Source organism: Rhodococcus sp. MPR-R1B, from assembly GCF_058793255.1.
On the sequence record NZ_JBXAFO010000011.1, the window covers coordinates 209,106 to 235,298 of the forward strand.

Here is a 26,193-nt window from a genome sequence, read left to right on the forward strand (position 1 = left end):
TTCCAGGTAGTTGCGCTCGATGCCGTAACACCACGTCGGGAACTTGATACTTCCCTGACAATGCGGGTGTCAGCGGCATTTCCTCTGACGGTCAGGACACCAGTCGGACGGCGTACGGCGTCATTCCGCCCCACCGAACCGGTGAGACCATGACACTCGAACCGGATTGTGGTGCCTCGAGCATCTGACCGTTACCGAGGTAGAGCGCCACGTGTTGGCTGGCGTTGGGGCCGTAGAAGATCATGTCGCCGCGCTTCATCTCCGAAGACGGAACCTGAGTGCCTGCGGTGTACTGGTAGCCGGTGTAGTGCGGCAGCGAGATCCCGATGCCGGCAAAGGCATAAATCATCAAGCCGGAGCAGTCGAACCCGACCTTGTTGAAGTCGCCGTAACTGTCAGCGACGCCGCCGTCACGGATGCCTCGCGTCGGTCCGTTCTCGTCGCCGCCGCCCCAGGCATACTGCACGCCTAGCTGAGACATTCCGCGGTCGATGACGGATTCGATTGCAGCGCTTCCGGTAACGGAAGGCTTCGGAGTGGTGGGTTTCGGCGTCGTCGGCTTCGGGGTGGTGGGCTTGGGCGTCGTGACCGTTTCCTCGTCGGTGCCGGTCTCTTCGTCCGTGCCTGTTTCCTCGTCCGTCCCTGTTTCTTCGTCAGTCCAGGTGTCGTCGTCGTCCGGGATGACGGTCGGAGTCGGGTCTTCGACCGCGGTGTGCGGACGCTGGGCCGCTGCCAGTGCGGCAGCTCGATCCTTGGCTGCCTGGTCGGCTGCGGCACGGGCGGCGGCCTGAGCGGCCGCTTCCTTGGCCGCGGCTTCGAGAGCCTTCTGATGAGCTTCCTCGGCACGGCGCTGTTCGTCCCAGGTCGCGTATGCCTGGCGTTGACCCTGCAAGCCGGCGACGGCGTTGCGGGCGGCGTCGAGCTGAGCCTGGGCAGAGTTGCGCTCGGCTTCGATCGCGGCCTTCTTGGCTACCTGCTGATCGAGAGCGTTGCGCGCGATCTGAATCGCCTGCTCCGCCAGATCCTTCAGCTGCGCGGCGACCTCGGCGGCGGCATCGGCCTGCTGCTTGGCCTGGCGGGTCGCGGAATCCTTGTTCGCCTGCTCGGTACGTGCTCGCTGGAGACCGTCGAGCACTGCACTCTGCGTATTGGCGAGAAGCTTGAGGACCTGCGCGCGGTCGAGAACGTCGCCAGGACCCTTGGCGTCGAGGAACGACGAGATCGACGCAGTATTGGTGCCCTTGACGTAGCTCGAGCGTGCGTACTTGTCGAAGTCCGTCTGAGCGACCTCGATCTGCGCCGACGCGTCCTTCAGAGCTTGTTTCGTGACTCCGACGGCCTGCGCTGCGGAGTCTGCGGCGCCGCGAGCGTTCTGCAGATCCACGAGAGTCTTGTTGACGTCTTCACGCTTGATCGCAACTTCGTTGTCGAGTGCCGACAACTGTTCGTTTGCCGATGCGACTTGATTGATGAGCGCGCTGACGGTGCCGACGCTCGACGAGACCTGCGAATCTGCCGCGGCGATATCCGAGTCACTCGGATTCGGCGGCGGTGGCGGTACGGCCGAGGACATGGCCGGCGTCCCGACGATCAGGGATCCGACGACGCCGAATCCGATGACCAGTTGCGCCAGGCGCATCGATTTACGGGAAGGACCACGACGGGACTCGCCGCCACGTGTTACTTGCCTCACAAATAACTCTCCCTCGCGTGTAACGCCACGGCCCGCTGGGTCGCCGATCCGTGCGGGGAGGGAATGCGCAGACCAAGCACCGGTCGGCCACAGCCCGAGAGCTGCTCGTCGACCTGGACGTGCCGTACGAACGCCACCGTCGACACCTCGAGAACGAGGCAACCGACAAGTACGCGTCGAACAACATCAGCCTGTCTGCGACACTTCTTCCCCAAAAAGTGCCAGTTGTACCGTACGACACTCAAGCGCTCTTTGGAAACTTTAGCCACAAATAACACAAACGGTATTTGAGCTGGTCGAATGGCATGCAGGCACCAAAAAGGGCAGGTACTCACCGCAAACAGCAGTGAGTACCTGTTTTCGACGAGTTACTGAAAATCTCGCAAGAGGACCAAGGTCAGACGGAATCGGCCCGGTGGTCGGATGGTGCTGGTGTTTCCGAAGTCGAGGCGATATGTCTGGTTTGCGCGTTTTCTGGCTCTCGCCGCCACTTGACGGCAAAGGTAATTCCGGCAATAACCGCCACCACTGCGATGACAAGGACCGTGTAAAGCGTCCACGGCGGACCTGGCGCCACGATCTCGTGCGAGAAGCGGTCCGCGGTCACGCTTGCGCTTTCGCCGAAAGATCGGTCCTGTGCAGTTTCGAGCTGCACTCGACTGATCGAATCGCTGTAGCTACCCATCCAGTCAGGGCTCAGAACGAGAACCGTTCCGCCTTCTGTTTTGCCGACCGTCGTGGCCAGGTCTCGAAGATCGGACGGCCGGCCCGGATTTGCGTCGACTACTACGACGCTCAAGTCGACACCACGTTCACGAGCGTCGGTCACCACCGCGGTCAGCCCCGCAACATCATCCGCGGGGGCGGAGACGCCGTCCGTCGAAATGTCCGCGAGCACGTCGTCGAGATCGACGTCCGACGGAACAGCGACGTGCAACGGGGACTTCACGTGCACAGGCGCAAAAGCGTGATTTGTAGGAGCAGACATCTCTCATCCGGGTGCTGTTCGGATTCCGTCCACCGCTGAGATGCGGGGAGTTCTTCCGAGGTCGTTTTTCGGCGGCCGACCCGCGACGGGCCTGCATGCACCCTACTTCAGGTCGACTGCCACCAGGCGTCACACACAACCGCCGCGCGTGCCGCCCGAGCGGTAGCTGTGGGTGCGGTCACCCAGCCAAGCCTGCGTTGCGCAGGCCCGCAGTCTGCATGAAGATTGTTTCGGTCAACTTGCCCTGAATTCTCACAGGACAAGCGTACTGTTAGACTTGGACCAAGAGGTACCACCGGTCAGGACAGGTTCTACTGCAGCTCCGATGTTCGGACAGTTCTCACGCGAACTGTGCGATTGGCGTGAGCTACGGAGGATCTTCCCGGCCGAAGTACCTCGCTTCAGCTGCCGACACAGCCCCGTCGGTAGCGACCCTCATAGACGAGTGGAGCAGACGTGAGCACCAGTATCGATTCATTCGGAGCCAAGGGAACCCTCGAGGTCGGTGAGAACTCTTACGAGATCTTCCGCCTCTCGGCCGTCCCCGGCACCGAGAAATTGCCCTATTCCTTGAAGGTTCTCGCCGAGAACCTTCTCCGCACCGAAGACGGCGCCAACATCACCGCGGATCACATCCGCGCAATCGCAAGCTGGGATCCCTCAGCCGAGCCGAGCATCGAAATCCAGTTCACGCCTGCCCGCGTGATCATGCAGGACTTCACCGGCGTTCCTTGCATCGTCGACCTCGCCACCATGCGTGAGGCCGTCACCACCCTCGGTGGCGACCCGAACAAGGTCAACCCGCTCTCCCCCGCCGACATGGTCATCGACCACTCGGTCATCCTCGACGTCTTCGGCCAGGCCGACGCACTCGAGCGCAACGTCGACCTCGAATACGAGCGCAACGGCGAGCGTTACCAGTTCCTCCGTTGGGGCCAGGGCGCATTCGACGACTTCAAGGTCGTCCCCCCGGGAATGGGCATCGTTCACCAGGTCAACATCGAGTACCTGGCACCCACCGTCATGTCGCGTAACGGACAGGCATACCCCGACACCTGTGTCGGCACCGACTCGCACACCACGATGGTCAACGGCCTCGGCGTGCTCGGCTGGGGCGTCGGCGGCATCGAGGCCGAGGCAGCAATGCTCGGCCAGCCCGTCTCCATGCTGATCCCCCGCGTCGTCGGCTTCAAGCTCTCCGGTGAGATCAAGCCCGGCGTCACCGCAACCGACGTCGTGCTCACCGCCACCGAGATGCTCCGTAAGCACGGCGTCGTCGGCAAGTTCGTCGAGTTCTACGGCAACGGTGTTGCCGAGGTTCCGCTCGCGAACCGCGCGACGCTGGGCAACATGAGCCCCGAATTCGGTTCCACCGCAGCGATCTTCCCGATCGACGCCGAGACCATCGAATACCTGCGCCTCACCGGCCGCAGCGACGAGCAGCTCGCTCTCGTCGAGGCGTACGCCAAGGAACAGGGCCTGTGGCACAACCCCGACAAGGAACCCGTCTTCTCGGAGTACATCGAGCTGGATCTGGGAACCGTTGTTCCCTCGATCGCCGGCCCGAAGCGCCCGCAGGACCGAATCCTGTTGTCGGAGTCCAAGACTGCGTTCCGCAAGGACATCCACAACTACGTGGAAGAGAACCACCCGACCGAGCACACCCAGCTCGACGAGGCCGTCGAAGAGTCCTTCCCGGCTTCCGATCCCGCGGTTCTGTCGTTTGCCGACGACGGAGCGGTCGACGTTCTCTCTGCTGCCAACGGTGCAGAAGGCCGTCCGAGCAAGCCGGTCGTCGTCAAGTCCGACGCCGGTGAGTTCGTTCTCGACCACGGCGCCGTCGTCGTTGCAGGTATCACCTCCTGCACCAACACGTCCAACCCGTCGGTCATGCTCGGCGCTGCACTGCTCGCACGCAACGCCGTCGAGAAGGGCCTGTCCACCAAGCCGTGGGTCAAGACCAACATGGCTCCCGGTTCGCAGGTCGTCACCGACTACTACGAGAAGGCCGGCCTGTGGCCGTACCTCGAGAAGCTCGGTTACTACCTCGGTGGTTACGGCTGCACCACGTGCATCGGTAACACCGGACCGCTGCCCGAGGCAGTCTCGAAGGCGATCAACGACAACGACCTCTCGGTCACCGCGGTGCTCTCGGGTAACCGTAACTTCGAGGGACGTATCTCCCCCGACGTCAAGATGAACTACCTGGCTTCCCCGCCGCTCGTGATTGCCTACGGCCTCGCCGGAACCATGGACTTCGACTTCGAGACCGATTCGCTCGGTAACGACACCGACGGAAACCCCGTCTACCTCAAGGACATCTGGCCGTCCACGCAGGAAATCGAAGAGACGATCAAGTCCTCGATCGACCAGGACATGTTCCGCAAGTCGTACGCCACCATCTTTGCGGGCGACAGCCGCTGGCAGAACCTCGAAACCCCGAAGGGTGACACCTTCGAGTGGGACGAGAACTCCACCTACGTGCGGAAGCCACCTTACTTCGACGGCATGACGATGGATCCGGCTCCGGTCAAGGACATCAAGGGCGCTCGCGTCCTCGCACTGCTCGGCGACTCGGTCACCACCGACCACATCAGCCCGGCAGGTCCGATCAAGGTCGGTACCCCCGCTGCGCAGTACCTCGACTCCCATGGCGTCGAGCGTGCGGATTACAACTCGCTCGGCTCGCGTCGCGGTAACCACGAGGTCATGATTCGCGGAACGTTCGCGAACATCCGTCTGCGCAACCAGCTCCTCGACGACGTCTCCGGTGGTTACACCCGCGACTTCACGCAGGAAGGCGCACCGCAGGCATTCATCTACGACGCGTCGCAGAACTACCAGGCAGCCGGCATCCCGCTGGTCGTCCTGGGCGGCAAGGAGTACGGCTCCGGATCCTCGCGTGACTGGGCAGCCAAGGGCACGAGCCTGCTCGGCGTCAAGGCCGTCATCACCGAGTCGTTCGAGCGCATCCACCGCTCCAACCTGATCGGCATGGGCGTTGTCCCGCTGCAGTTCCCGGTCGGCGAGTCCGCAGGTTCGCTCAAGCTCGACGGCACCGAGACCTTCGACATCGAAGGTGTCGAGAAGCTCAACGAGGGCGTCACCCCGAAGACCATGAAGGTCACGGCGACGCGCGAGAACGGCGAGAAGGTCGTGTTCGACGCAGTCGTACGCATCGACACCCCCGGCGAAGCGGATTACTACCGCAACGGTGGCATCCTGCAGTACGTGCTTCGCAACATGATCCGCGGCTAGTAGGCACTACGTGCCTGTGAGCACTTTCGGCCCCTGACGGGTCACAAAGCGCTCACGACCACTTTCGCCGGAAGGCGAACCAGGTTTCATCGGTGGTCGTGAGCGCTTTGTGCACTGAGTCGACATTCAGCGCCTACGGCCGAAAGTGTTCACAGGCAACCCGACAAAGGAGGGATGCCCGTGCCCAAGGTCAGTGAAGACCATCTCGCGGCACGGCGCAGTCAGATCCTTGACGGCGCCCGCCGCTGCTTTGCGGAATACGGCTACGACGGCGCCACAGTTCGCCGTCTCGAAGAAGTCACCGGTTTGTCCCGCGGAGCGATCTTCCATCACTTCAAGGACAAGGACGGCCTGTTCCTCGCTCTCGCAAGCGAGGATGCGAGCCGGATGGCAGATGTCGTCGCCGAAGAGGGCCTCGTCCAGGTCATGCGGGACATGCTCGCGCAGCCCGACCAATTCGATTGGCTGGGAACGCGACTGGAGATAGCGCGTCGACTGCGCAACGACGCCGATTTCCGCGAGAAGTGGTCGCAGCGCTCCGTAGAACTGACGGAAGCGACCAGTGCGCGCCTCGCCAGACAGAAATCGGCCGGTCGGCTCCGTGACGACGTCCCCACCGAAATTCTGATCGGGTATCTGGATCTGGTGATGGACGGCCTGGTCGCGAGAATCGCCTCCGGCCACGGCGTCGACAACCTGTCAGCGGTTCTCGATCTGGTCGAGGAATCGGTGCGGCGGAGAGATTGAGGGGCTTCGCCCCTGTGCGCCTTTTTGGTAGTTCCCACTACCAAAAAGGCGCACAGGGGGTTAGGCGAGCTGGATCAGCTCGAGGTACTCCTGCGACCAGTGGTCCTCGTTGCCGTCGGGCAGGAGGATGACTCGCTCAGGGTTGAGGGCCTCGGCAGCACCCGGATCGTGGGTGACCAGGACGACGGCACCGGTGTAGCTGCGGAGCGCGTCGAGCACCTGCTCGCGTGAGATCGGGTCCAGGTTGTTGGTGGGCTCGTCAAGAAGCAGAACGTTGGCAGCGGACGACACCAGACCGGCCAGAGCCAGACGCGTCTTCTCACCACCCGAGAGCGTTCCGGCAGGCTGTTCGAGCTGCGGGCCGGTGAACATGAAGGCACCGAGCAGCGAACGCAGTTCCTGCTCCCCTGTGTCCGGCGCGGCGTGGCGGATGTTCTCCCACACGGACGCGTCGTCGTCGAGGGTGTCGTGCTCCTGAGCGAAGTAGCCGACCTTGAGTCCGTGACCGGCGATCAGCTCACCAGCGTCCGCTTTCTCCGCGCCCGCGAGGATGCGGAGCAGTGTGGTCTTACCTGCACCGTTGAGTCCGAGGATCACCACACGAGACCCACGATCGATCGCGAGATCGACACCGGTGAAGATCTCGAGCGAGCCGTACACCTTGGTGAGGTTCTTGCCCATCAGCGGAGTCTTGCCACAAGCGGCGGGTTCGGGGAAACGAATCCGCGCAACCTTGTCCGAGACACGTTCGGCATCGAGGTTCGCCATCAATTTGTCGGCTCGCTTGGCCATGTTCTGAGCCGCGACGGCCTTGGTTGCCTTTGCGCCCATCTTGGCGGCCTGAATCCGCAGCGCACCGGCCTTCTTCTCGGCGTTGGCGCGCTCGCGGCGACGACGCTGCTCGTCCGTGGCACGAGCGTCGAGGTACTTCTTCCAGTTCATGTTGTAGACGTCGGCCTCACCGCGGACGGCGTCGAGGAACCACACGCGGTTGACGACGTCGTTGAGCAGGTCGACGTCGTGGCTGATGACCACCAGTCCACCCTCGTGGTTCTGGAGGAAGCCACGCAGCCAGGTGATGGAGTCGGCGTCGAGGTGGTTGGTGGGCTCGTCGAGCAGCAGAGTCGTGTCCGAGCGGGCACCGCTGCCGTCGGAGGCGGCGAAGAGGATGCGCGCCAATTCGACGCGACGACGCTGACCGCCGGAAAGCGTGCTGAGCGGCTGCCCGAGAATGCGGTCTTCGAGACCGAGGCTGCTGGTGATGCGTGCGGCTTCACTCTCGGCTTCGTATCCGCCGAGGGCCGAGAACCGATCCTCGAGCTGACCGTACTTCTTGACCGCGCGGTCCTGCGATTCCTGATCGAGCACCTCGCCCATCAGAATCTGCTGCTTCTCCATCTCGCGGAGCATCGTGTCGAGGCCACGTGCGGAGAGAACCCGGTCCTTGGCGAGGACGCTCAGGTCGCCCTCTTTGGGGTCCTGCGGGAGGTATCCGAGTTCACCGGTACGTACGACGCTTCCCGCATATGCCTCACCTTCGCCGGCGAGGATGCGCAGTGTGGTCGTCTTTCCGGCTCCGTTACGTCCGACGAGTCCGATCCGGTCGCCCGGCTGGATGCGCAACGAAGGCCCGGGAGCCGTGAGAAGGGTGCGGACACCGGCACGAACTTCGAGGTCAGTGGCGGTAATCAAGCAAACTCCTCAGGAAAAACGACGAATACGGGTAAACAATGCCTGACTACAGACACAAGAACTACCGATTTTACCGTGACCTGACGGTCGTTCCGACCAGCAGCGTGTGAGTCCGCTAACGTTCGGGACATGACTAGCGAAAACAGCACTCGTCCTTGCGACCTCGAAGGCCGTGCCGCCATCGTCACCGGCGCAAGTCGCGGAATCGGCAAAGCTGTCGCCGCCGAACTCCTCGCTCGCGGTGCCGACGTCTTGATCACAGCCCGCAAGCCGGAGCCCCTCCAGGCCGCCGCATCCGAGCTGTCCGCTCTGGGGCACGGCGGAAAGGTCGTCGCATTCGCGGGCAACGCAGCCGATGCCGAAGCCCGCTCCGGTGCCGTCGACCGCGCCGTGTCCGAATTCGGTTCACTCGACATTCTGGTCAACAACACCGGAATCAACCCCGTCTTCGGTTCGCTCATGGAAGCGGACCTCGACGCCGTGCGCAAGATCTTCGACGTGAATGTGGTTGCCGCCCTCGGTTACGTCCAACAAGCACATCGGGCATGGATGGGCGAACACGGTGGAGCCGTCGTGAACCTGGCAAGTGTGGCCGGGATCCGGTCGACGGGCGTCATCGCGGCGTACGGCGCGTCGAAGGCTGCGCTCATCCGCCTGACGGAAGAACTGGCCTGGCAACTGGGACCGAAGATTCGTGTCAACGCCGTAGCTCCCGGGATCGTCAAGACGCAGTTCGCGGCAGCCCTGGTCGCTGCCGGCGAGGACAAGGCGTCGGCGGGCTACCCGATGAAGCGGCTCGGCACCCCCGAGGACGTTGCCGGCTTGGTCGGCTTCCTCGTCTCCGACGCGGCGGCGTGGATCACGGGCGAAACGGTCCGGGTCGACGGCGGTCTGCTCGCAACGGGATCGATGTAGTGCGCCGGTCGTGAGCACAGACAACTCCACCGCCGACGTGGTGATCGTCGGTGGCGGCCCGGCCGGGCGGGCACTCGCCACCCGCTGTATCGCCCGGCAACTCACCGTCGTCGTTGTCGATCCGCATCCCCATCGGGTGTGGACGCCGACCTATTCGGCGTGGGCTGACGAGCTGCCGTCGTGGCTGCCGGTCGATGTGATCGCAAGCCGGATCGAACGCCCGAGCGTGTGGACCCGCAGACAGAAAACGCTCGATCGCACATATTGCGTATTGAATACATCTTTACTGCAATCATTTCTCTCGGGCACATCCGTACAGTTCAGAGCCTTGCGTGCTCAAACACTGTCCCCTACCGCAGTCCTGTGCGTGGACGGATCGCAGCTGACAGGATCCGTCGTCATCGACGCCCGGGGTACCGAACTGACGGTGACAACCGCCCAGCAGACCGCCTTCGGAGTGATCGTCGACCGCGCTCTGGCCGATCCGATTCTTAGTGGTGGCGAAGCCTGGTTCATGGACTGGCGAACAGACAACGGCGCCTCCGACGCCGACGCCCCGTCGTTCCTCTATGCGGTCCCACTCGATGACGAGCGAGTTCTCCTCGAGGAGACCTGCCTCGTCGGCCGGCCGGCGTTGGGGTTGCGCGAACTCGAAGCGCGATTGCGCAACCGACTTCACAATCGGGGCTGCGGAGTCCCCGACGACGCACCGGTCGAGCGAGTCCGTTTTGCGGTCGAAGGCCCGAAGTACTCGTTCCCCGACGGTGTCCTCCGTTTCGGCGGGCGAGGCGGTCTGATGCATCCGGGAACCGGATACAGCGTTGCCTCGTCACTCGCCGAGGCAGACGCTGTCGCCAAAGCAATCGCCGACGGTGGAGATCCCAACGCGGCGCTCTGGCCGCGGTCGGCCAAGGCGGTGTCTGCCCTTCGCCGCGTTGGCCTGAACGCACTTCTCACCCTCGGCTCGGGAGAGGTCGCGACATTCTTCGACACGTTCTTCGATCTACCGGTCGAGGCTCAGCGGTCCTACCTGTCCGATCGGCGGGACGCGTCCGCGACGGCGAAGGTGATGGCAACCCTGTTCCGATCGTCACCGTGGCACGTCCGAAAGACGTTGATGCGCGCGCCGTTTCTGAGGTGAGCACTCCGGACCGACTACTGCGCTCCTATCGAGCCGGCGATCATCGGCCAGGAATTGTGTAGGTCGTCCTGCCAGTAGCCCCACGAGTGGGTTCCGGTCGGCTTGAAGTCGAAGGTCGCGGGGATGCCCAGTGCGTTCAGTCGGTCCGCCAAGCCGTGCGTGCACCCGTTGACCGCGGATTCGATGATGCCGCCGACGACGATCTGATTAAGGAGGGCTCCGGGATTTCCGTTCACATCGGGTGCCTGAAGGTTGTCGTGCGGACCTGGCAGCCCGGATCCGGTGGAAACGTACAGTGCGGTCCCCCGCAACTTCTCCGCGTTCACGACCGGATCGTTCTCGCGCCACCCCGGACCGTCGAACGGTCCCCACATGTTTGTCGGATCAGCGCCACCCCGCGCGCCGACCACCAACCGCACATAGTCCTGACCCGGCTGGGTGGAAGTCTCCGCGCACCCGCTGTAGGCCCCGACACTCCGGTAGAGCCCTGGTGCCGAGATCGCGAGATTGAGTACCGACGTCGCCGTCATCGAAATCGCCGCGATGGAGTTGACCCCGTTGGTACCGAACTGCGCATCGATGACGGGCGGCAGTTCGCGAGTGAGGAACGTCTGCCACTTGTTGCGCCCGAGTACGGGATCGTCTTTCTGCCAGTCGGTGTAGTAGCTGAACGCTCCTTCCAGCGGCGTCACGACGTTGACGTTCTTGTCGGCGAAGAAATCCAGGACATCGGTCCGTCCTTCCCACGTTGCACTGTCCTCGCCGCCACCGGCACCGTTGAGCAGATACAGCGTTGGGCGTGGCGCACTGGTGTCGGCGGGGAGGATCACCTCGAGAGGTATGTCGCGGTCCATCGCTTCCGAATGAACAGTGATCCGGACGGTACGGGCCGGATCCGCGCCCGCATGCCAAGGAGCCAACAGCAACGAAACCAGTGAAATCGCCAGCGCCGCGGTAACGCGTCGACGGTAGGTTCGGATTCTCATCGGAGCGTCCCCCCAGGTGTGCGAGTCGGGTTCTCGAAGCGGATACCCGCTCGATACGCCCCGAACCGACCCATCCACACGCAACGGTTCGGGATCAACCGTGATCGTTTGCCTCGCGTAAACGGCCGGCGGCGACCATCATGGGAGGCATGCGCTCGATTTGGAAAGGCTCGATAGCCTTCGGTCTGGTCAACGTCCCGGTCAAGGTGTACTCGGCGACCGAGGACCACGACATCCGATTTCACCAGGTCCATGCAAAAGACGGTGGCCGCATCAAGTACAACCGTGTGTGTTCCGAGTGCGGAAACACGGTTCAGTTCGCGGACATCGACAAGGCGTACGACTCGGAAGACGGATCGCGCGTCATCTTGAGCGACGAGGACTTCAACAAACTCCCGGCCGCGGAGAAGCACGAGATTCCGGTGCTGGAATTCGTGCCGAACGATCAGATCGATCCGATCTTGTTCGAGAAGAGTTACTTCCTCGAACCCGATTCGGCGTCGCCGAAGGCGTACGTCCTGCTTTCGACTGTGCTCACCGAGAGTGATCGAACGGCACTGGTGCATTTCACGCTGCGACAGAAGACGCGCCTGGCCGCGATGCGCGCTCGCGACGGCGTCCTGGTGATCCAGACGTTGCTGTGGCCCGACGAAGTTCGCGCAGCAGAGTTCCCTTCGCTCGACGACGTGGAGAAGCCGAAGGCCAAGGAACTGAAGATGGCGCAGACGCTCGTCGAGAGCATGGCGGGCGATTTCGATCCGACCGAGTTCACCGACGACTACCAGCTCCAACTGCGGCAGTTGCTCGACGAGATGATCGAGAACGGCGGCAAGAAGGTCATCCCCGCCGCCGAGGTCGACCAAGAGGGCACCGATGCGGAGGTGGTCGACCTGGTTGCCGCACTGCAGCGCAGTGTGGACGAAGCGAAGTCGAACGCCTCCAAGGCCGGCTCGTCGAAGTCGACCACACCGAGGAAGAAACGAGCCTGAGTCAGCCGCGCACGTCTTGGACCTCGATCAGAGCGTCCAACTCAGCGTCGACGTCCGGGGCCGCGTGACGACCCGTTCCGACCGCAAGGTTGATCACGGGTCCGATCGCCTCCAGACCTGCCTCGGTGAACATTTCGGCGTGTGACGTGGGCACCGGACGGTCGATGATCACCCCGGAGACGAACGGTCGCCACGCCGACGCGGTTCGCAGCGGGTCGAAGGTGTCGGCGTTTGCCGAGAAGAACAGCAGATCGCCCACGAACTTGCCCGGGCGGTATCGGTGAGCCAGTTCGGCGCCGGCGGAGTATTCCTCGAACAGTCGCTCGATCCGATCGCTCGAGACCAAAGGGTGATCGCCGATGGCTTCGCGCAAGAGTGCTTCGGCGTCCTCGGGTGTCAGATCACGCACGCCGGTGTCCGGGACCGAGATCCCCAACCCGCCGATCAGTTCGGCGAGAGAAGGCTGCGCGCCCGCCATCGTCGGGTCTTCGAGAACGAAGCTGTCGAGCAGAATCAGGTCGGCGACGCTCTCACCCGCGGCTTGCAACTGCACCGCCGCCGCGTGAGCGATCAATCCGCCGATCGACCACCCCAGCAGGTGATACGGACCGTGCGGCTGAACTCCGCGAATTTCCTCGACGTACCGCGCCGCGAAGTCCTCGATCAGCTCCGCCCGAAATTCGGAGTCCGTCAGGACCGGCGACTGCAGGCCGTAGAGCGGCCGGCTGGAGTCGACGTAGCGATCGAGCGCTCCGTAGCACCAGGCCAATCCGACGGCCGGATGGATGCAGAACAGTGGCTCGGCGCGGCCTTCCGGACGTAGTGGCAGGACTACCGCAAGTGCGGAGGTATCCGCGTCACTTGTCACAACTGTTGCCTCGAGTTCGAAGAGTCTGCGCGCCAATGCCTCCGGAGTCGGGTCGGAGAATATCCACGCGACGGGGACGGTCATGCTGGTGCGTTCTTTGATGGCAGCGACCAAACGCGTTGCCATGAGTGAGTTGCCGCCGAGTTCGAAGAAACTCGAATCGGCGTACGTGTCTACGTCGGCCAGATCGAGTACCTCCGCGAAAGCAGCGCAGATCGCGATCTCGTCGCTGCCTTCCGGACTGCGTCCACTCGGCGACTCCCAGTTGGGAGCAGGCAGAGCGCTGCGATCGAGCTTGCCCGCCGGTGTGGTCGGGACTGCGCCGATCACGACAACAGCGGACGGGATCATGTGCGCAGGCAGCGATATACCTGCGTGACGGCGCAGCGCGGCGGCGTCGAATTCCGCATGTGCCGGGACGACGTACGCGACGATCCGAGCGTCGACGCCCTCCCCGACGACGACGCTGACAGCCGAATGCACGGACGCTTCCGCTGCCAGCACCGCGTCGATTTCTCCGAGTTCGATTCGGAACCCTCGGATCTTGACCTGGTGGTCTGCGCGTCCGAGGTAGATCAGTGCCCCTGAGCGATCTTCGCGCACAAGATCCCCGGTGCGGTACATCCGAGCGCCTTCGGGTCCATGCGGGTCGGCGACGAAGCGCGCGGCTGTGAGTGCGGGGTTGCCGAGGTACCCGCGGGCGAGACCGTCGCCGCTGACGTAGAGCTCACCGACGACCTGGCCGGGAACCGAGTGCAGTCGGGAATCGAGAATCATCGCGTCCACGCCGCGGATCGGGCCGCCGATCGTCACAGGCTCCCCCGCGACCAGCGAATCACTGATGGTGACTGCGACGGTGGCCTCGGTCGGGCCGTACGCGTTGAACATTCGGCGCCCCGGTGCCCACCGAGATACGAGGTCGGCGGAACAGGCGTCGCCGCCGACGACGACGGCTTCGAGATGGTCGAGCCCGGCGGGATCGACAGTCGCCAAGGCGGCTGGAGTCACGAAAGCATGGGTGATCGTCTGCTCGTCGAGCAGTTCGTGCAATTCGACACCGCCGAGAACTGTCGGCGGCGCTATCACCATCGTTGCGCCGGCGCCGAAAGCCAGAAGGAGCTCGAGAACCGACGCGTCGAAGCTCGTCGAGGCGAAGCTCAGAGCGCGAGAGTGCGCGGTGACGCCGAAACGCTCCCGCTGTTCGTCGGCAAACGCTGCCAGTCCCGCGTGAGTGACCAACACGCCCTTGGGTTTTCCTGTCGAGCCCGAGGTGTAGATCAAGTAGGCCGGGTTGTCGAACTCGAGTGGCGCGTCCGGCAGTGTCTCGGAATGGACTGCCTCGATTTCGGTGGTGAATTCGATCGCATCCAACTCGATCCACGATGTGACGCCAGGAAGGTCGGCCGCATACTCGCCCCTGGTGATACCGAGTACCGCTCCACTGTCGGTGAGCATGTGCTCGATCCGCTCGGCGGGGTACGCCGGATCCACGGGAAGAAACACTCCGCCGGCTTTCGCTACGGCCCAGAGCGCGATCACATAGTCAGCCGACCTCGGAAGCGCCAGTGCCACAATCATTTCCGGCGCTATTCCGCGAGCGATCAACGCAAACGCCATAGCGTCGGAGCGTCGGTCGAGTTCGCCGTACGTGAGCGTGACGGATGTGGCGACGTCGACGATTGCCGGAGCGTGCGGATCGGCAGCGCCGCGAAGCAGCAACTCCGGCAAGGTCAAAGCATCGCCGGCCGGACGTCCGGGCAACGCACGCAGGCGACGTCCCGCAAGATCCACGTCACCGACGACGGCGGAGGGCTGGGCAGTCAGTGTCTCGACGATCGTTTCCAGCATCACTGCAAACGACTCCGCCGTATCGGTGTCGAAGAGATCCTTCGCGTAGGTGAGGGAGGCCTCGTAGCCGCCGCCTTCCTCCGCGGTCTGTTCGACAACGGTGAACTGCAGGTCGTACTTGGCGATGTCCGGTGTGATCTCGTGGGCACGAACGGCAAGTCCAGGCAGGTCCCACGTCGTCGGGTGGGCGCCGTGGAACGAGATCATCGTCTGGAACACCGGATGACGGTCGGTGCTCCGGGTCGGCGCCACCACGTCCACGACCTGCTCGAACGGAATGTCCGCGTGGGCGAAGGCGTCGAGATCGACGGAGCGGACAGTACGCAGAACGTCGACGAACGTCGACCCGGGATCGACCGTCGTGCGCAGTCCGACCGTGCCCACGAACATTCCCACGAGGTCGTCGAGAACTCGGTGTCCTCGCCCGGCGACCGGAGATCCGATCACGATGTCGGTGCTTCGACTCAGCCTGGACAGCAGGACGGCATAGGCAGCGTGCAGCACCATGAACGGCGTCGCCGCATTGGCTCCAGCAACCGCCTCGACCGCGATCCGGGTGTGCGCCGGAAGCGAGACCGCGGTGTGGGCACCGCTCAACGACTGAGTGAGCGGGCGCGCTCGATCGCTCGGAAGGTCGATCAATTCAGGTGCGCCCCGCAACGTCTCCCGCCAATACGACGCCTGTGCCCCGAGCACGCTCGCGGATTCGTTCACCGCGCCCAGCGCTTCCCGCTGCCAGATGGCGAAGTCCGCGTAATGCACCTCGAGCGCGGTGAACTCGGGAGCGTGTCCCGAACTTCTCGCGACGTAGGCGGTGAGCACGTCCTTCATCAACGGCGCGATCGACCATCCGTCCGCCGCGATGTGGTGGATCACGATGACAAGTGTGTGGTGCTGCGGCGTCGATTCGAGCAGGAGCGCGCGAACGGGAGCTTGGGTCGTGATGTCGAATCCACGCGACGCGAATTCTCTGGCGAGCTCTGCCGGTTCACGGGTGTCCGCATTTCCGTACTCGAGCGAGGTGAATGCATCCTGGATCACCTGGTGCGGGCCGGAGTCGGAGTCGGGGAACACCGTGCGCAGGATTTCGTGTCTTTCGATCACGTCGAGGACAGCAGCTTCGAGGGCCGGGACGTCGAGTGCACCGTCGAGGGAGATCGCAGCAGGGACGTTGTACGCGGGTGAGCCGGGATCCATCTGGTTGAGGAACCAGATGCGTGCTTGCGCGTAGGACAGCGGAATTCGCTCGGGGCGGTCTACGGCGGTGATCGGTGGTAGCGCCTTCGCCCCGGCGGATGTGTCGAGCGCGGTGGCAAGTTCCCGAATTTCGGGGTGCTCGAACAGCATTCGGACAGGTACCTGCCTGCCCAACGACTCGCCGAGTCGCTGGACAAGTCTGGTGGCGAGCAGTGAGTTGCCACCGAGTTCGAAGAAACTGTCCGACGCACCGATCTGTTCGATACCCAGCAGTTCCGCCACGACGCCGGCAACCTGGAGTTCGGTCGCGGTCGTCAGCGGCTCGACACTTCGCTCGGACGAACGCAGTGTCGGCGCCGGCAATGCCGATCGGTCGAGCTTCCCGACGGGGGTCAGCGGTACGTGATCGATCGGGGTGATCGCCGACGGCACCATGAAGGCGGGCAGTGAGCGGCGCGCATGGTTCAGCAACTCGTCCATCTCGACCGCATCGGCACCGAGCACTACGTACGACGCCAACATCGTCTCACCGGAAGCTGCGTCGACGCCCACGGTGACCGCGAACTCGACGCCGGGGTAAGTGCTGAGGACGGAGTCGATCTCGCCCAGTTCGATGCGGAATCCGCGCACTTTCACCTGGTGATCGGAGCGTCCAACGTATTCGATCGTCTCGAGCGGCGTCCACCGAACCAAGTCACCGGTCCGGTACATGCGGGTGCCGGCCGGGCCGAACGGCGCTGCCACGAATCGCGTCGCCGTCAAGGCGGGTTGGTCGAGGTAGCCGCGGGCAAGTCCCAGGCCGGCGATGTAGAGCTCACCGGTGACCCCGACGGGTACCGGCTGAGCCGAGCCGTCGAGAATTACCGCGGACACGCCGCGGACGGGCCCGCCGATGGTCACGGTCTCCCCCACGCTCAAGGCATCACTGATGCAGACCATGACGGTGGTTTCCGTCGGCCCGTAGCCGTTGAACAATCGGCGACCCGGTGCCCACTTACGGACCAGTTCGGGTGGGCATGCCTCGCCACCGACAACGATCGACTGCAGGACGTCCAGCCCGGTGGGATCGACCGAGGCCAGCGCTGCCGGTGTGATGAACGCGTGGGTCACCTGGTGATCGGTGACCAATTCGGCGAGGTCCTGGCCGCCGTAGACGTCGGGAGAGGCGATCACCATCGTCGCGCCTTCACCGACTGCGAGCAGCAGTTCGAGGATGGATGCGTCGAAGCTCGGTGAGGAGAAGTGCAGCGTCCGCGACTGCGCCGAGATGCCGTAACGCGCCGTCTGCTCGGCCGCCAACGCGCTCAGGCCACGATGAGTGACGCTGACGCCCTTGGGCTTTCCCGTCGATCCGGAGGTGTAGATGATGTAGGCGAGGTTGTCGATTCGGATCGGCGCGGCCGGAACCGGCTGCCCGACACCGTCGCCGTGGATGTCGTCCATCGCCATCCACGGAACCGGGCGGGGCAGTGATTCGATCACCGCTTCCGTCGTCACTCCGCGAGTGGCTCCGGAGTCGGTGAGCATGTGCAGTATGCGATCGGCGGGGTATCGCGGATCGACCGGAACAAACGCGGCGCCGGTCAAGGAAACGCCCCACAAGGCGACGATCGAGTCGATCGAGCGCGGAATCGCGATCGCCACAATGTCTTCGGCACCGATCCCTTCCGTGGTCAGACGGCGGGCAAGCGCCGATGCACGGGCGAAGAGATCTCGGTAGAGCACGGTGGTGTCACCGGATCGAAGGGCCACCGAATCGCCTGAACGGGTGGCGGTCCGCGTCAATATTTCGGCCAAGGTACGCGAGGCTGTCCACGCCGGACCTCGTACCGGCATCAGCGACGCCCGCTCGAGGGTGCTGAGGAAATCTAGGTCGTCGATCGCGGCGTCCGGATCTGCGGCGACGGCGCGGGCCACCGACTGCACACGCGCGGCGATCGTTTCCGCGGTGGCAATGTCGAAGAGCGCCTCGGCGAACCTGAGCGACCCGGTGATCTCGGTCTTCTCGGAATCGCCTGCCAGCAGGGTGAACTCGAGGTCGAACTTCGCGACGGACGGTTCGAGTGCTTGCGCTTCGAGATGCGCGTCGTGGACCGTGACCTGCGGCGAGACCACATTCTGGTGGTACGACAGCATGACCTGAAACAGGGGGTGTCGCGTAGTGGACCGGTCGAGATCGAGGGCGTCGACCAGCACCTCGAAGGGCAGCTCGGGGTGCGCGAAGGCGGCAAGGTCGCGTTCACGGACGACCTCGAGCAGGGAGGTGAACGACGCTCGGTGATCGACCGGCGTGCGAAGCGGTACCGAATTGACGAACATCCCGATCAGGGAATCCAGCTCGGGTCGCCCGCGGCCTGCCACCGGGGTGCCGACCACCACGTCGTCGGTTGCACCGAGACGCGCGAGAACAACCGCCAGGATCGCGTGTACGACCATGAACTGCGTCGAGCCACTGCGCCTCGCCACGGCGGCGAGACGCTCCCCGGTCGCCGCGTCGATGACGATCGGCACCGATCCCACGGCGGTCGTGGAGACAGATCCGCGTGGGCGATCGACCGGTAGCAGTACCTCGTCCGGGGCACCAGCCATGGCAGTGGTCCAGAAGGTCAGTTCGCGGGCAACCAGAGACTCCTGGTCGCCGACCTGTCCGAGCGAGTCCTGCTGCCATACCGCGTAGTCGGCGTACTGCACGTCGAGCGTTGTGAAAACCGGGGCGTCTCCGACGACGCGTGCGGAGTACGCCGCGACGAAATCTGCCGCAAAGGGAGTCAGGGACCAGCCGTCGAAGGCGATGTGATGGATGACGACGACCAGTACGTGAGCGCCGGCGTCCTCGCGCACCAGCATGGCCCGAATCGGCAGATCCGAACCGAGATCGAACCCACGCGCCGCGAACTCCGTCGTCGCCGCGTCGACACCTTCGGATCCGCAGTAGCGCTCGACGGAGAACTGCACGTCGGAGAGCGCTCGGATGACCTGGCTCGGGCCGTCGGCGCTGTCGACGTAGATCGTTCGAAGCACCTCATGGCGTGCAATGACGTCCGCAAGCGCCTCCTCGAGTGCATCGCCGTGGATGTCTCCGGTGATGCGGATCGCGAACGGAATGTTGTAGACCGCGGACTGCGGGTCGAAGCGATTGACGAACCACAGCCGCTGTTGCGCAGCGGAGAGCGGTAGTCGGTCCGGGCGAGCACCGGCGCTCAGGGCAGGTCGATCGTCTGATTCTTCGGCGCTCGCCGCCAGACGTGCAGCGAGCGCTTCGACGGTCGGTGCTTCGAAGATCGAGCGCACGTCCACGGTGAGTCCCGTCGCTGCGCTCAACCGCGCGGACACCTGCGTCGCGACGAGCGAGTTGCCCCCGAGATCGAAGAAGCTGTCTCCAGCTCGGACCTCGGGCACGTCGAGCAGTGAAGCGAACACGTCGGCAACGGTTCGTTCGAGTCCGGCCTCGGGTTCACGGCCCGTTCCGAGGATTTCGCGCGGTATCGGCGTCGGCAACGCTCTGCGATCGAGTTTGCCGACCGGAGTCAACGGAATGGCGTCGATCGGGGTGATCGACGACGGAATCATGTACCGCGGCAGCGTGTCGGCGAGTCCCACGAACAGCGACTCGATATCAGCGTCGCCGCTCAGCAACACGTACGACGCCAGAGTGGTACCCGCGGCGGATTCGACGGGAATCGTCGTGGCGAACTGGACGAGAGGGGAATCCATCAGAGCAGCGTCGATCTCGCCGAGTTCGATGCGGAACCCGCGGATCTTGAGCTGATGATCGCTGCGGCCCACGTAGCGAAGGGTCAGGTCCTTGGTCCAGCGGACCAGGTCACCGGTTCGGTACATCCGGGCACCGGGCGTCGAGTACGGATGCGCGACAAACCGATCCGACGTCAGCGCGGGACGAAGGTGGTAACCACGTGCAAGGCCCGGCCCACCGATGTACAGCTCGCCGACGCCGCCGATCGGGACCGGTTGCAGCCGAGAGTCGAGCACCACGGCGTCGATTCCGCGGATGGGACCGCCGATGGTGATCGGCTCCCCCGGTGAGAGTGGGTCACTGATGGCAACCATGACAGTGGTTTCGGTCGGACCGTATCCGTTGTGCAGTCTGCGCCCGTTGCCCCAGCTCGAGACCAATTCCGGCGTGCACACGTCGCCGCCGACGACTACGCATTCCAGTGCCGTCACGCCCGCCGGATCGACGGTCGCCAGCGCAGCCGGAGTGATGAAGGCATGAGTGACCTCGTGGCTTCGGAGGAACTCGCTCAACGCCTCCCCTCCGTAGATGTCGGGAGGGGCGATCACCATCGTCGCGCCGGTCGAACCGGCGAGCAGTAGCTCGAGTACGGCGCCGTCGAAGCTCGGTGACGCAAAATGCAGAGTTCGCGACCCGGCGGTGATCCGGTACCGATCCTGTTGTTCGCGAGCAAGATTGGCCAAACCCGCGTGAGTGACGACGGTGCCCTTCGGCACTCCGGTCGAGCCGGACGTGTAGATGACGTACGCAGCCGACGCCGCAGTGATCGACGCTGTTCTGTCAGCGTCGTCGATGGCAGCGTCGGAGTAGGCGGCACATTCTGCAACCGTGTCCGCGTCGCCGAGGTCGATCCAGACTGCGACGTTCCCACCGGCTGCCGGACCAGCCGCAACCTCGGCGGACCGAATTCCGATCCGCACACCCGAATCCTCGAGCATGTGCGCAACTCGATCTGCGGGATAACGGGGATCGACCGGGACGAAAACGCCACCGGCTTTGGTGACCGACCAGACTGCGAGCACGGAGTCGACCGATCGGGCGACGGCCAGTGCGACCGGTGTCTCGGGGCCGACTCCCAGGTCCATGAGGTATCGAGCGATCCGATTCGATCGACGCTCCAGCTCCCCGTACGAGAGTGAGCGCTCGGAGTCTTCGAGGGCGATCGCGTCGGGATACGTCCTCGCGGTGTCCCCGAGGATCTGCGCCAGCGTCGATTCGCCCACCGAAGCCACACCGCGTCGCGGCAACGTCGCGGCACTCTCCCGCGATCCGAGTACACGAAGGTCACCAACCGATGCAGTCGGTTCCGACACTGCCGATTCCACGAGTGTCACGAAGTTTCGCGCCAACGCTTCGACGGTCGCGCTGTCGAACAGGTCGGTGGAATAGGTGAACGTGGCATCGATTCCTGCTGCGGCCCCGGCCTCGTGACGTTCGGTGACGGTGAGCTCGAGGTCGAACTTGGTCAGCCCCGTCTCGACTGCCCGCGCCGTCATCGACACCCCGGCCAGTTCGGCTGTGTGGGTGGTGGCTATCCGCGAGGTGATGGCCGCTTGAAAGACCGGGTGGTGTGCGGGCGAGCAGTCCAGTTCGAGCGCGTCCACGACGACGTCGAAAGGCACGTCCGCATTGTCGAAGGCATCCACGTCGACGGCCCTGACCTGTGACAGGTATGCGGCGAACGTTGCGTCCCGATCGACGACGGTCCGCAGGGCAAGAGTGTTGACGAACATGCCGACGAGCAGATCGAGAGATCTGTCCCCTCGTCCGGCCACCGGTGTTCCGATGACGATGTCGTCCGTGCCGCTGTACCTGGCCAGAAGCAGGGCGAAGCACGCGTGCAGGGCGATGAACGGCGTGGCGTCGTGATCGGCGGCAAGTACAACGAGCTTCTGATGCGTGGAAGCGCCGATTCTGATGTCGACTCCGGCTCCGCGCATGGTCGGGTCGAGTGCGCGCGGACGGTCCGTCGGCAGGTGGAGCTGCTCGGGCGCTCCCGCCAGCTGCTGCTTCCAGAACGCGATCTGTGAGTGGGCAAGTGAATCGGTGGATGACGCGTCGCCGAGGTGTTCTCGGTGCCAGAGCGTGTAGTCGGCGTACTGCACCGGAAGGGGTGCCCACTGCGGGCTGTTGCCGCCGACGCGGGCGGCGTAGGCGCCGGTGAGATCAGCAGCCAACGGCGCGAGCGACCAACCGTCGGCCACCATGTGGTGCAGAACCACTACGAGGACAGCTTCCTCGTCATCGCCTTCCTTCTCGGCGGCGACAGTGATCAGCAGGTAGCGCACCGGACGTTCGCGGACCAGATCGAAACCGGCCGAAGAGAATTCGAAGATCACTCTCTCGAGGCTTCCGCGTTCCACGTCGATCGACTCGAGCCCTGCGATCCCCTCGCCCAGGCCCAGAACCTTCTGCGTCGCGTTGTCCCCGATCTGAGGAAACACGGTGCGTAGTGACTCGTGACGTGTCACGACGTCCACGATCGCGGCACTGAGTGCGTCGGGATCGACGGCGCCGCGCAACGACACCGCCAGTGGAATGTTGTACGCACCTGATTCCGGTGCCACGCGGTTCAGGAACCACAGTCGCTGCTGCGCGGGAGCGAGAGGCAGTACAGCCGGCCGGGCCACGACCTGAATACCGTCGGCGTCCGGGGTCTGTGCCGCACGCTCGATCGTCGCCGCGATCCCAGACACCGTGGGATGGTCGAAGAGTGCACGCAGCGGCATTTTAACCCCGGTGGCTTCGGTCAAGCGCGCTACCGCCGTCGTCGCTACCAGCGAGTTTCCGCCCAGATGGAAGAAATTATCGTCGAGTCCGAGCGGTCCACTACCCAGGATGTCAGCCAGAACCGCCGCAACCTTGCCCTCGGTCGGGGTCGTCGGGGGTCGGAAGACCTTGGTGGAGGCCAGGATAGGCGACGGCAGCGCACGCCGGTCCAGTTTTCCGTTGGTGGTCAACGGAATCGAATCGAGGACCATGAAGGCATCGGGAACCATGTAGGTCGGGAGGGCTTCGGCGGCGTGAGCTCGGAGGGCGTCGGCGTCCACGACGTTGGAAGCGGTCACATAGGTCACGAGAGCGCCGCCCGCCGGCGTCGGAGCCACAACCGTCACGGCATCGTCGATTCCCGGCGCGCTGAGGATGACGGAGTCGATTTCGCCGAGTTCGATCCGGAATCCGCGGATCTTGACCTGCGCGTCGCCGCGTCCGAGGTACTCGAGTTGTCCGGGCGCAATCCATCGTGCGCGGTCGCCGGACCGGTACAACCGTCGTCCGCCGGCATTGAAAGGATCGGCAACGAACCGGCCCGCGGTGAGGTCTGGACGGCCCAGATAGCCACGGGCGAGTTGACCGCCCGCGACATAGATCTCCCCCGCGATCCCCACCGGGACCGGGGAGAGATGCTCGTCGAGCAGGTACACACGAAGTCCGTCGATCGCGTCACCGATCCGGCTGCCGGTCAGCGCACTCGCGCTCGCCCGGTCGAGTTCGAGATGGGTGACGTGCACCGTCGTCTCGGTGATGCCGTACATGTTGACGAGTGCAGGCGCGGATTCCGTGTGACTTTCGTACCCCGGGTGATTGTCGTACCAGCGCCCGAGTCGACGCAGGTCCAAGGCTTCGCCACCGAAGATCACGTACCGGAGCCGGGTCTCCGAATCGGCCCGAAGGTCGGCTTCGATGTACTGGTAGAAGGCCGAGGGCGTCTGATTGAGCACGGTGACGCCTTCTGCGGCGACCAGCGCCCGGAAGGCGTCAGGGTCGCGTGATACCTCGTGATCGACCAGGACCAGCGTTCCGCCGTGGAGCAGCGCGCCCCACAGTTCCCAGACCGAGAAGTCGAAGGCGAACGAGTGGAACATCGTCCACACGTCGTTGCCGTCGAATCCGAATTCGACGTGCGTGTTCTCGAACAATCGCACCACGGTGGCGTGGGTGACGGAGACACCTTTGGGTCGGCCCGTCGACCCCGAGGTGTAGATCACGTACGCCAGATTGTCGGCTCCGTGTCCGCGCGGGCGCTCATCGGTTTCCAGACTCTCACCGGAGTATTCGTCGGATTCGACGCCGACGACCACCACGTCAGAGTTCGGGAAGGCGGAGTTCGGGAAAGTGGAATCGGAGATGACGCACACCGGTTGCGCATCCTCGACCACGTATGCCAAACGCTCGGCGGGGTGTGCACGATCGAGTGGGAGGTATCCGCCGCCGGCCTTCACTACCGCGACAGCGGCAACGATCATGTCCACGGATTTCGGCAGCATGATTCCGACCAACGACTCGGATTGCACGCCATGATCGACGAGCTTGCGCGCCAACTGATTCGATCGTCGATCGAGTTCGCGGTACGACACGCGCTCGCTGCCCGCGACCACGGCGATCGCTTCCGGGGTCGCCCGAATGCGGTCGGAAAGGATCTCGGAGAGCGTTCGGACCGGGGTAATCGGCAGAACGGGCGGCACCAGCGCCTGGCGCGCCTCCGGGCGCAGTAGATCCACTGAGCCGAGCGCCGAGTGCGGGGTACCGACCATCGCGGTCAAGATTCGTAGATAACGGTCGGCGAGGTCCTCGGCTTGCTCTTTCGTGCCGAGCCAATCCAGAACACCGGAGATCGGCTGATCGAAATCGGCATGCTCACCAGTCGGAATCGCCAGGGAGACAAACAGTTCCGGCACGGTGGCCAGATCCGATCCGATAGGCGCACCGACCATGAGCCCCGGAAATCTCGGGTGAGCATCCAGCGGCTCCTCGAAACAGACCATCGCCCGGAACAACGGGCCCGTCTCGACCCAGCGGCCGTCACCGAGTGCGGCGGTCACCGAAGACAGAAGAATGTCTGCGTGTTCGAGAGCTTCGATTGCGACGGTGTCCACCGCACCGACCAGGTCGGTGAGCGTCATGGTGTTCGACACCGTCGAGCGAAGCACCAACTGGTTGGCGAACATCGAGACGAAATCGTCCGGATTGGAGGCGCCGTACCCTCGGACCGAGACGCCGATCGACACCTCGTCGGCCGAACCGACGCGGCGCAGCAGTCCGGCCATCGCAGACTGAAACAGCACGAACAGACTCGTGTTCATCGTCGTCGCCATCGTCTCGAGGCTCCGGCAGAGGCCTGCCTCGATCTCGAGGGGCGTGGACGTTCGACCGGATCCGGCGACGACCGGCAAACCCAGTTCCTCGGCGGGGTTCGACAAGGTCGCAGACCAGTACTCGACGTTGCGGGCGTGTTGAACTTCGGCGATCCATTTACCCGCGGCGTCGGGGTCGATATCCATCAATCGAGTTCCCGATTCCGCAGCGCAGAACAAGTCGAGGAACTCGAGGAAACGCCGGTGGTGACGCGAGATGTCCTCGTTGGTGTACAGGTCTGGATTCGCGGCGAAGTCGATCTGGATCTCTTCGGCTGCGGAAGTCTGATAGACGTTGACGGAGAGGTCTTCGATCGGCCCGGTCGAGATCACGTTCAGTTCGCCGTGCGCGTCCCCGAGAGTGATTCCGGAATGGAACAGCATGAGGTTGATCAACGGCCCGTGGAAGCCTCGTCCGTCGGCGATGCTGTGATCACCGGCGTTGAGGTCGCGTCGTAGGTCCTCGTGGCGGTATTTCTGATGACGCAGTGCGCCGGTGAGTTCGATCTTCACCTCGTGCAGCAAGTCCCCGACCGCGAAATGCGGATCGACGCTCGCACGTATCGGGACGACGTTCGACATCATTCCGCCGGACCTGCGAGCAGCTTTTGTCGTCCGCCCCGAGACCGGCAGGCTGAGGACCACGTCGCGGGTCCCGGTGGCCCGGGCGAGGTAAGCCGCCAGAGCACCGATCACCACTGACGACGTCGTCACATCGTGGGCGGCGGCCAGCCGTTCGAGGGAGCTCCGCAGTTCCGTAGGTACCGTCGCCGACCGTAGGCGAGACCATGCCTGCGACGGAGCAGTCGAGGACGCGAGCGAGGTTCCGCCCGGTTTGTCGGCCATCTTGGTGTTCCAGTAGTCGCGATCGCGCTCCCACCGCGTGGAGCCCAGATAGTCGGCCTCTGCCTTCACCAACGATTGGAGGGGGGCAGTTACCGCTGGGGGAACTGGCAGATCGCGCACCACAGCGGTGTAGATC

Annotated in this window: 10 protein-coding genes; 5 read left to right on the forward strand and 5 right to left on the reverse strand. The window is 64.1% G+C overall.

Features of this window, described 5'->3' with window-relative positions; translation table 11 throughout:
- Positions 1 to 91 precede the first annotated feature (91 nt).
- Complete coding sequence (locus AC1Q61_RS17685) at positions 92 to 1,639, reverse strand: NlpC/P60 family protein (protein WP_003944866.1); 1,548 nt, start codon at positions 1,637 to 1,639, stop codon at positions 92 to 94.
- A 451-nt stretch (positions 1,640 to 2,090) separates the two neighbouring features.
- On the reverse strand, positions 2,091 to 2,681 hold the full coding sequence (locus AC1Q61_RS17690) for an Rv1476 family membrane protein (RefSeq protein WP_021332993.1): 591 nt from the start codon (positions 2,679 to 2,681) through the stop codon (positions 2,091 to 2,093).
- Positions 2,682 to 3,137: 456 nt separating this feature from the next.
- On the opposite strand from AC1Q61_RS17690, the gene acnA reads away from it, so the two are divergent.
- Together acnA and AC1Q61_RS17700 are read left to right on the forward strand one after the other, a co-directional pair.
- On the forward strand, positions 3,138 to 5,939 hold the full coding sequence (acnA, locus tag AC1Q61_RS17695; protein WP_058226740.1) for an aconitate hydratase AcnA: 2,802 nt from the start codon (positions 3,138 to 3,140) through the stop codon (positions 5,937 to 5,939).
- A 180-nt stretch (positions 5,940 to 6,119) separates the two neighbouring features.
- Entirely contained in the window at positions 6,120 to 6,686 is a 567-nt protein-coding gene (locus AC1Q61_RS17700) for a TetR/AcrR family transcriptional regulator (protein WP_003944970.1), read from the forward strand.
- A gap of 60 nt (positions 6,687 to 6,746) precedes the next feature.
- On the opposite strand, the gene AC1Q61_RS17705 is transcribed toward AC1Q61_RS17700, so the two are convergent.
- A complete protein-coding gene (locus AC1Q61_RS17705; protein ID WP_003944932.1) occupies positions 6,747 to 8,378 on the reverse strand; it encodes an ABC-F family ATP-binding cassette domain-containing protein in 1,632 nt (543 codons plus the stop codon).
- A gap of 129 nt (positions 8,379 to 8,507) precedes the next feature.
- On the opposite strand from AC1Q61_RS17705, the gene AC1Q61_RS17710 reads away from it, so the two are divergent.
- Positions 8,508 to 9,293 (forward strand): SDR family oxidoreductase, encoded by a 786-nt coding sequence (locus AC1Q61_RS17710; RefSeq protein WP_215515903.1) that lies wholly within the window; start codon positions 8,508 to 8,510, stop codon positions 9,291 to 9,293.
- A gap of 10 nt (positions 9,294 to 9,303) precedes the next feature.
- Positions 9,304 to 10,434, forward strand: a complete 1,131-nt coding sequence (locus AC1Q61_RS17715) for a lycopene cyclase family protein (protein ID WP_042919803.1) — start codon at positions 9,304 to 9,306, stop codon at positions 10,432 to 10,434.
- 14 nt (positions 10,435 to 10,448) lie between these two features.
- On the opposite strand, the gene AC1Q61_RS17720 is transcribed toward AC1Q61_RS17715, so the two are convergent.
- Positions 10,449 to 11,420, reverse strand: a complete 972-nt coding sequence (locus AC1Q61_RS17720; protein WP_073512394.1) for an alpha/beta hydrolase — start codon at positions 11,418 to 11,420, stop codon at positions 10,449 to 10,451.
- 149 nt (positions 11,421 to 11,569) lie between these two features.
- On the opposite strand from AC1Q61_RS17720, the gene ku reads away from it, so the two are divergent.
- The gene (ku, locus tag AC1Q61_RS17725) at positions 11,570 to 12,409 is read left to right on the forward strand and encodes a non-homologous end joining protein Ku (RefSeq protein ID WP_172932851.1); all 840 of its coding nucleotides are present in this window, start codon (positions 11,570 to 11,572) and stop codon (positions 12,407 to 12,409) included.
- Between the two features lies 1 nt (position 12,410).
- Here ku and AC1Q61_RS17730 read toward each other — a convergent pair whose 3' ends face one another.
- Positions 12,411 to 26,177, reverse strand: a complete 13,767-nt coding sequence (locus AC1Q61_RS17730) for an amino acid adenylation domain-containing protein (protein ID WP_492654895.1) — start codon at positions 26,175 to 26,177, stop codon at positions 12,411 to 12,413.
- Between the last annotated feature and the right edge of the window lie 16 nt (positions 26,178 to 26,193).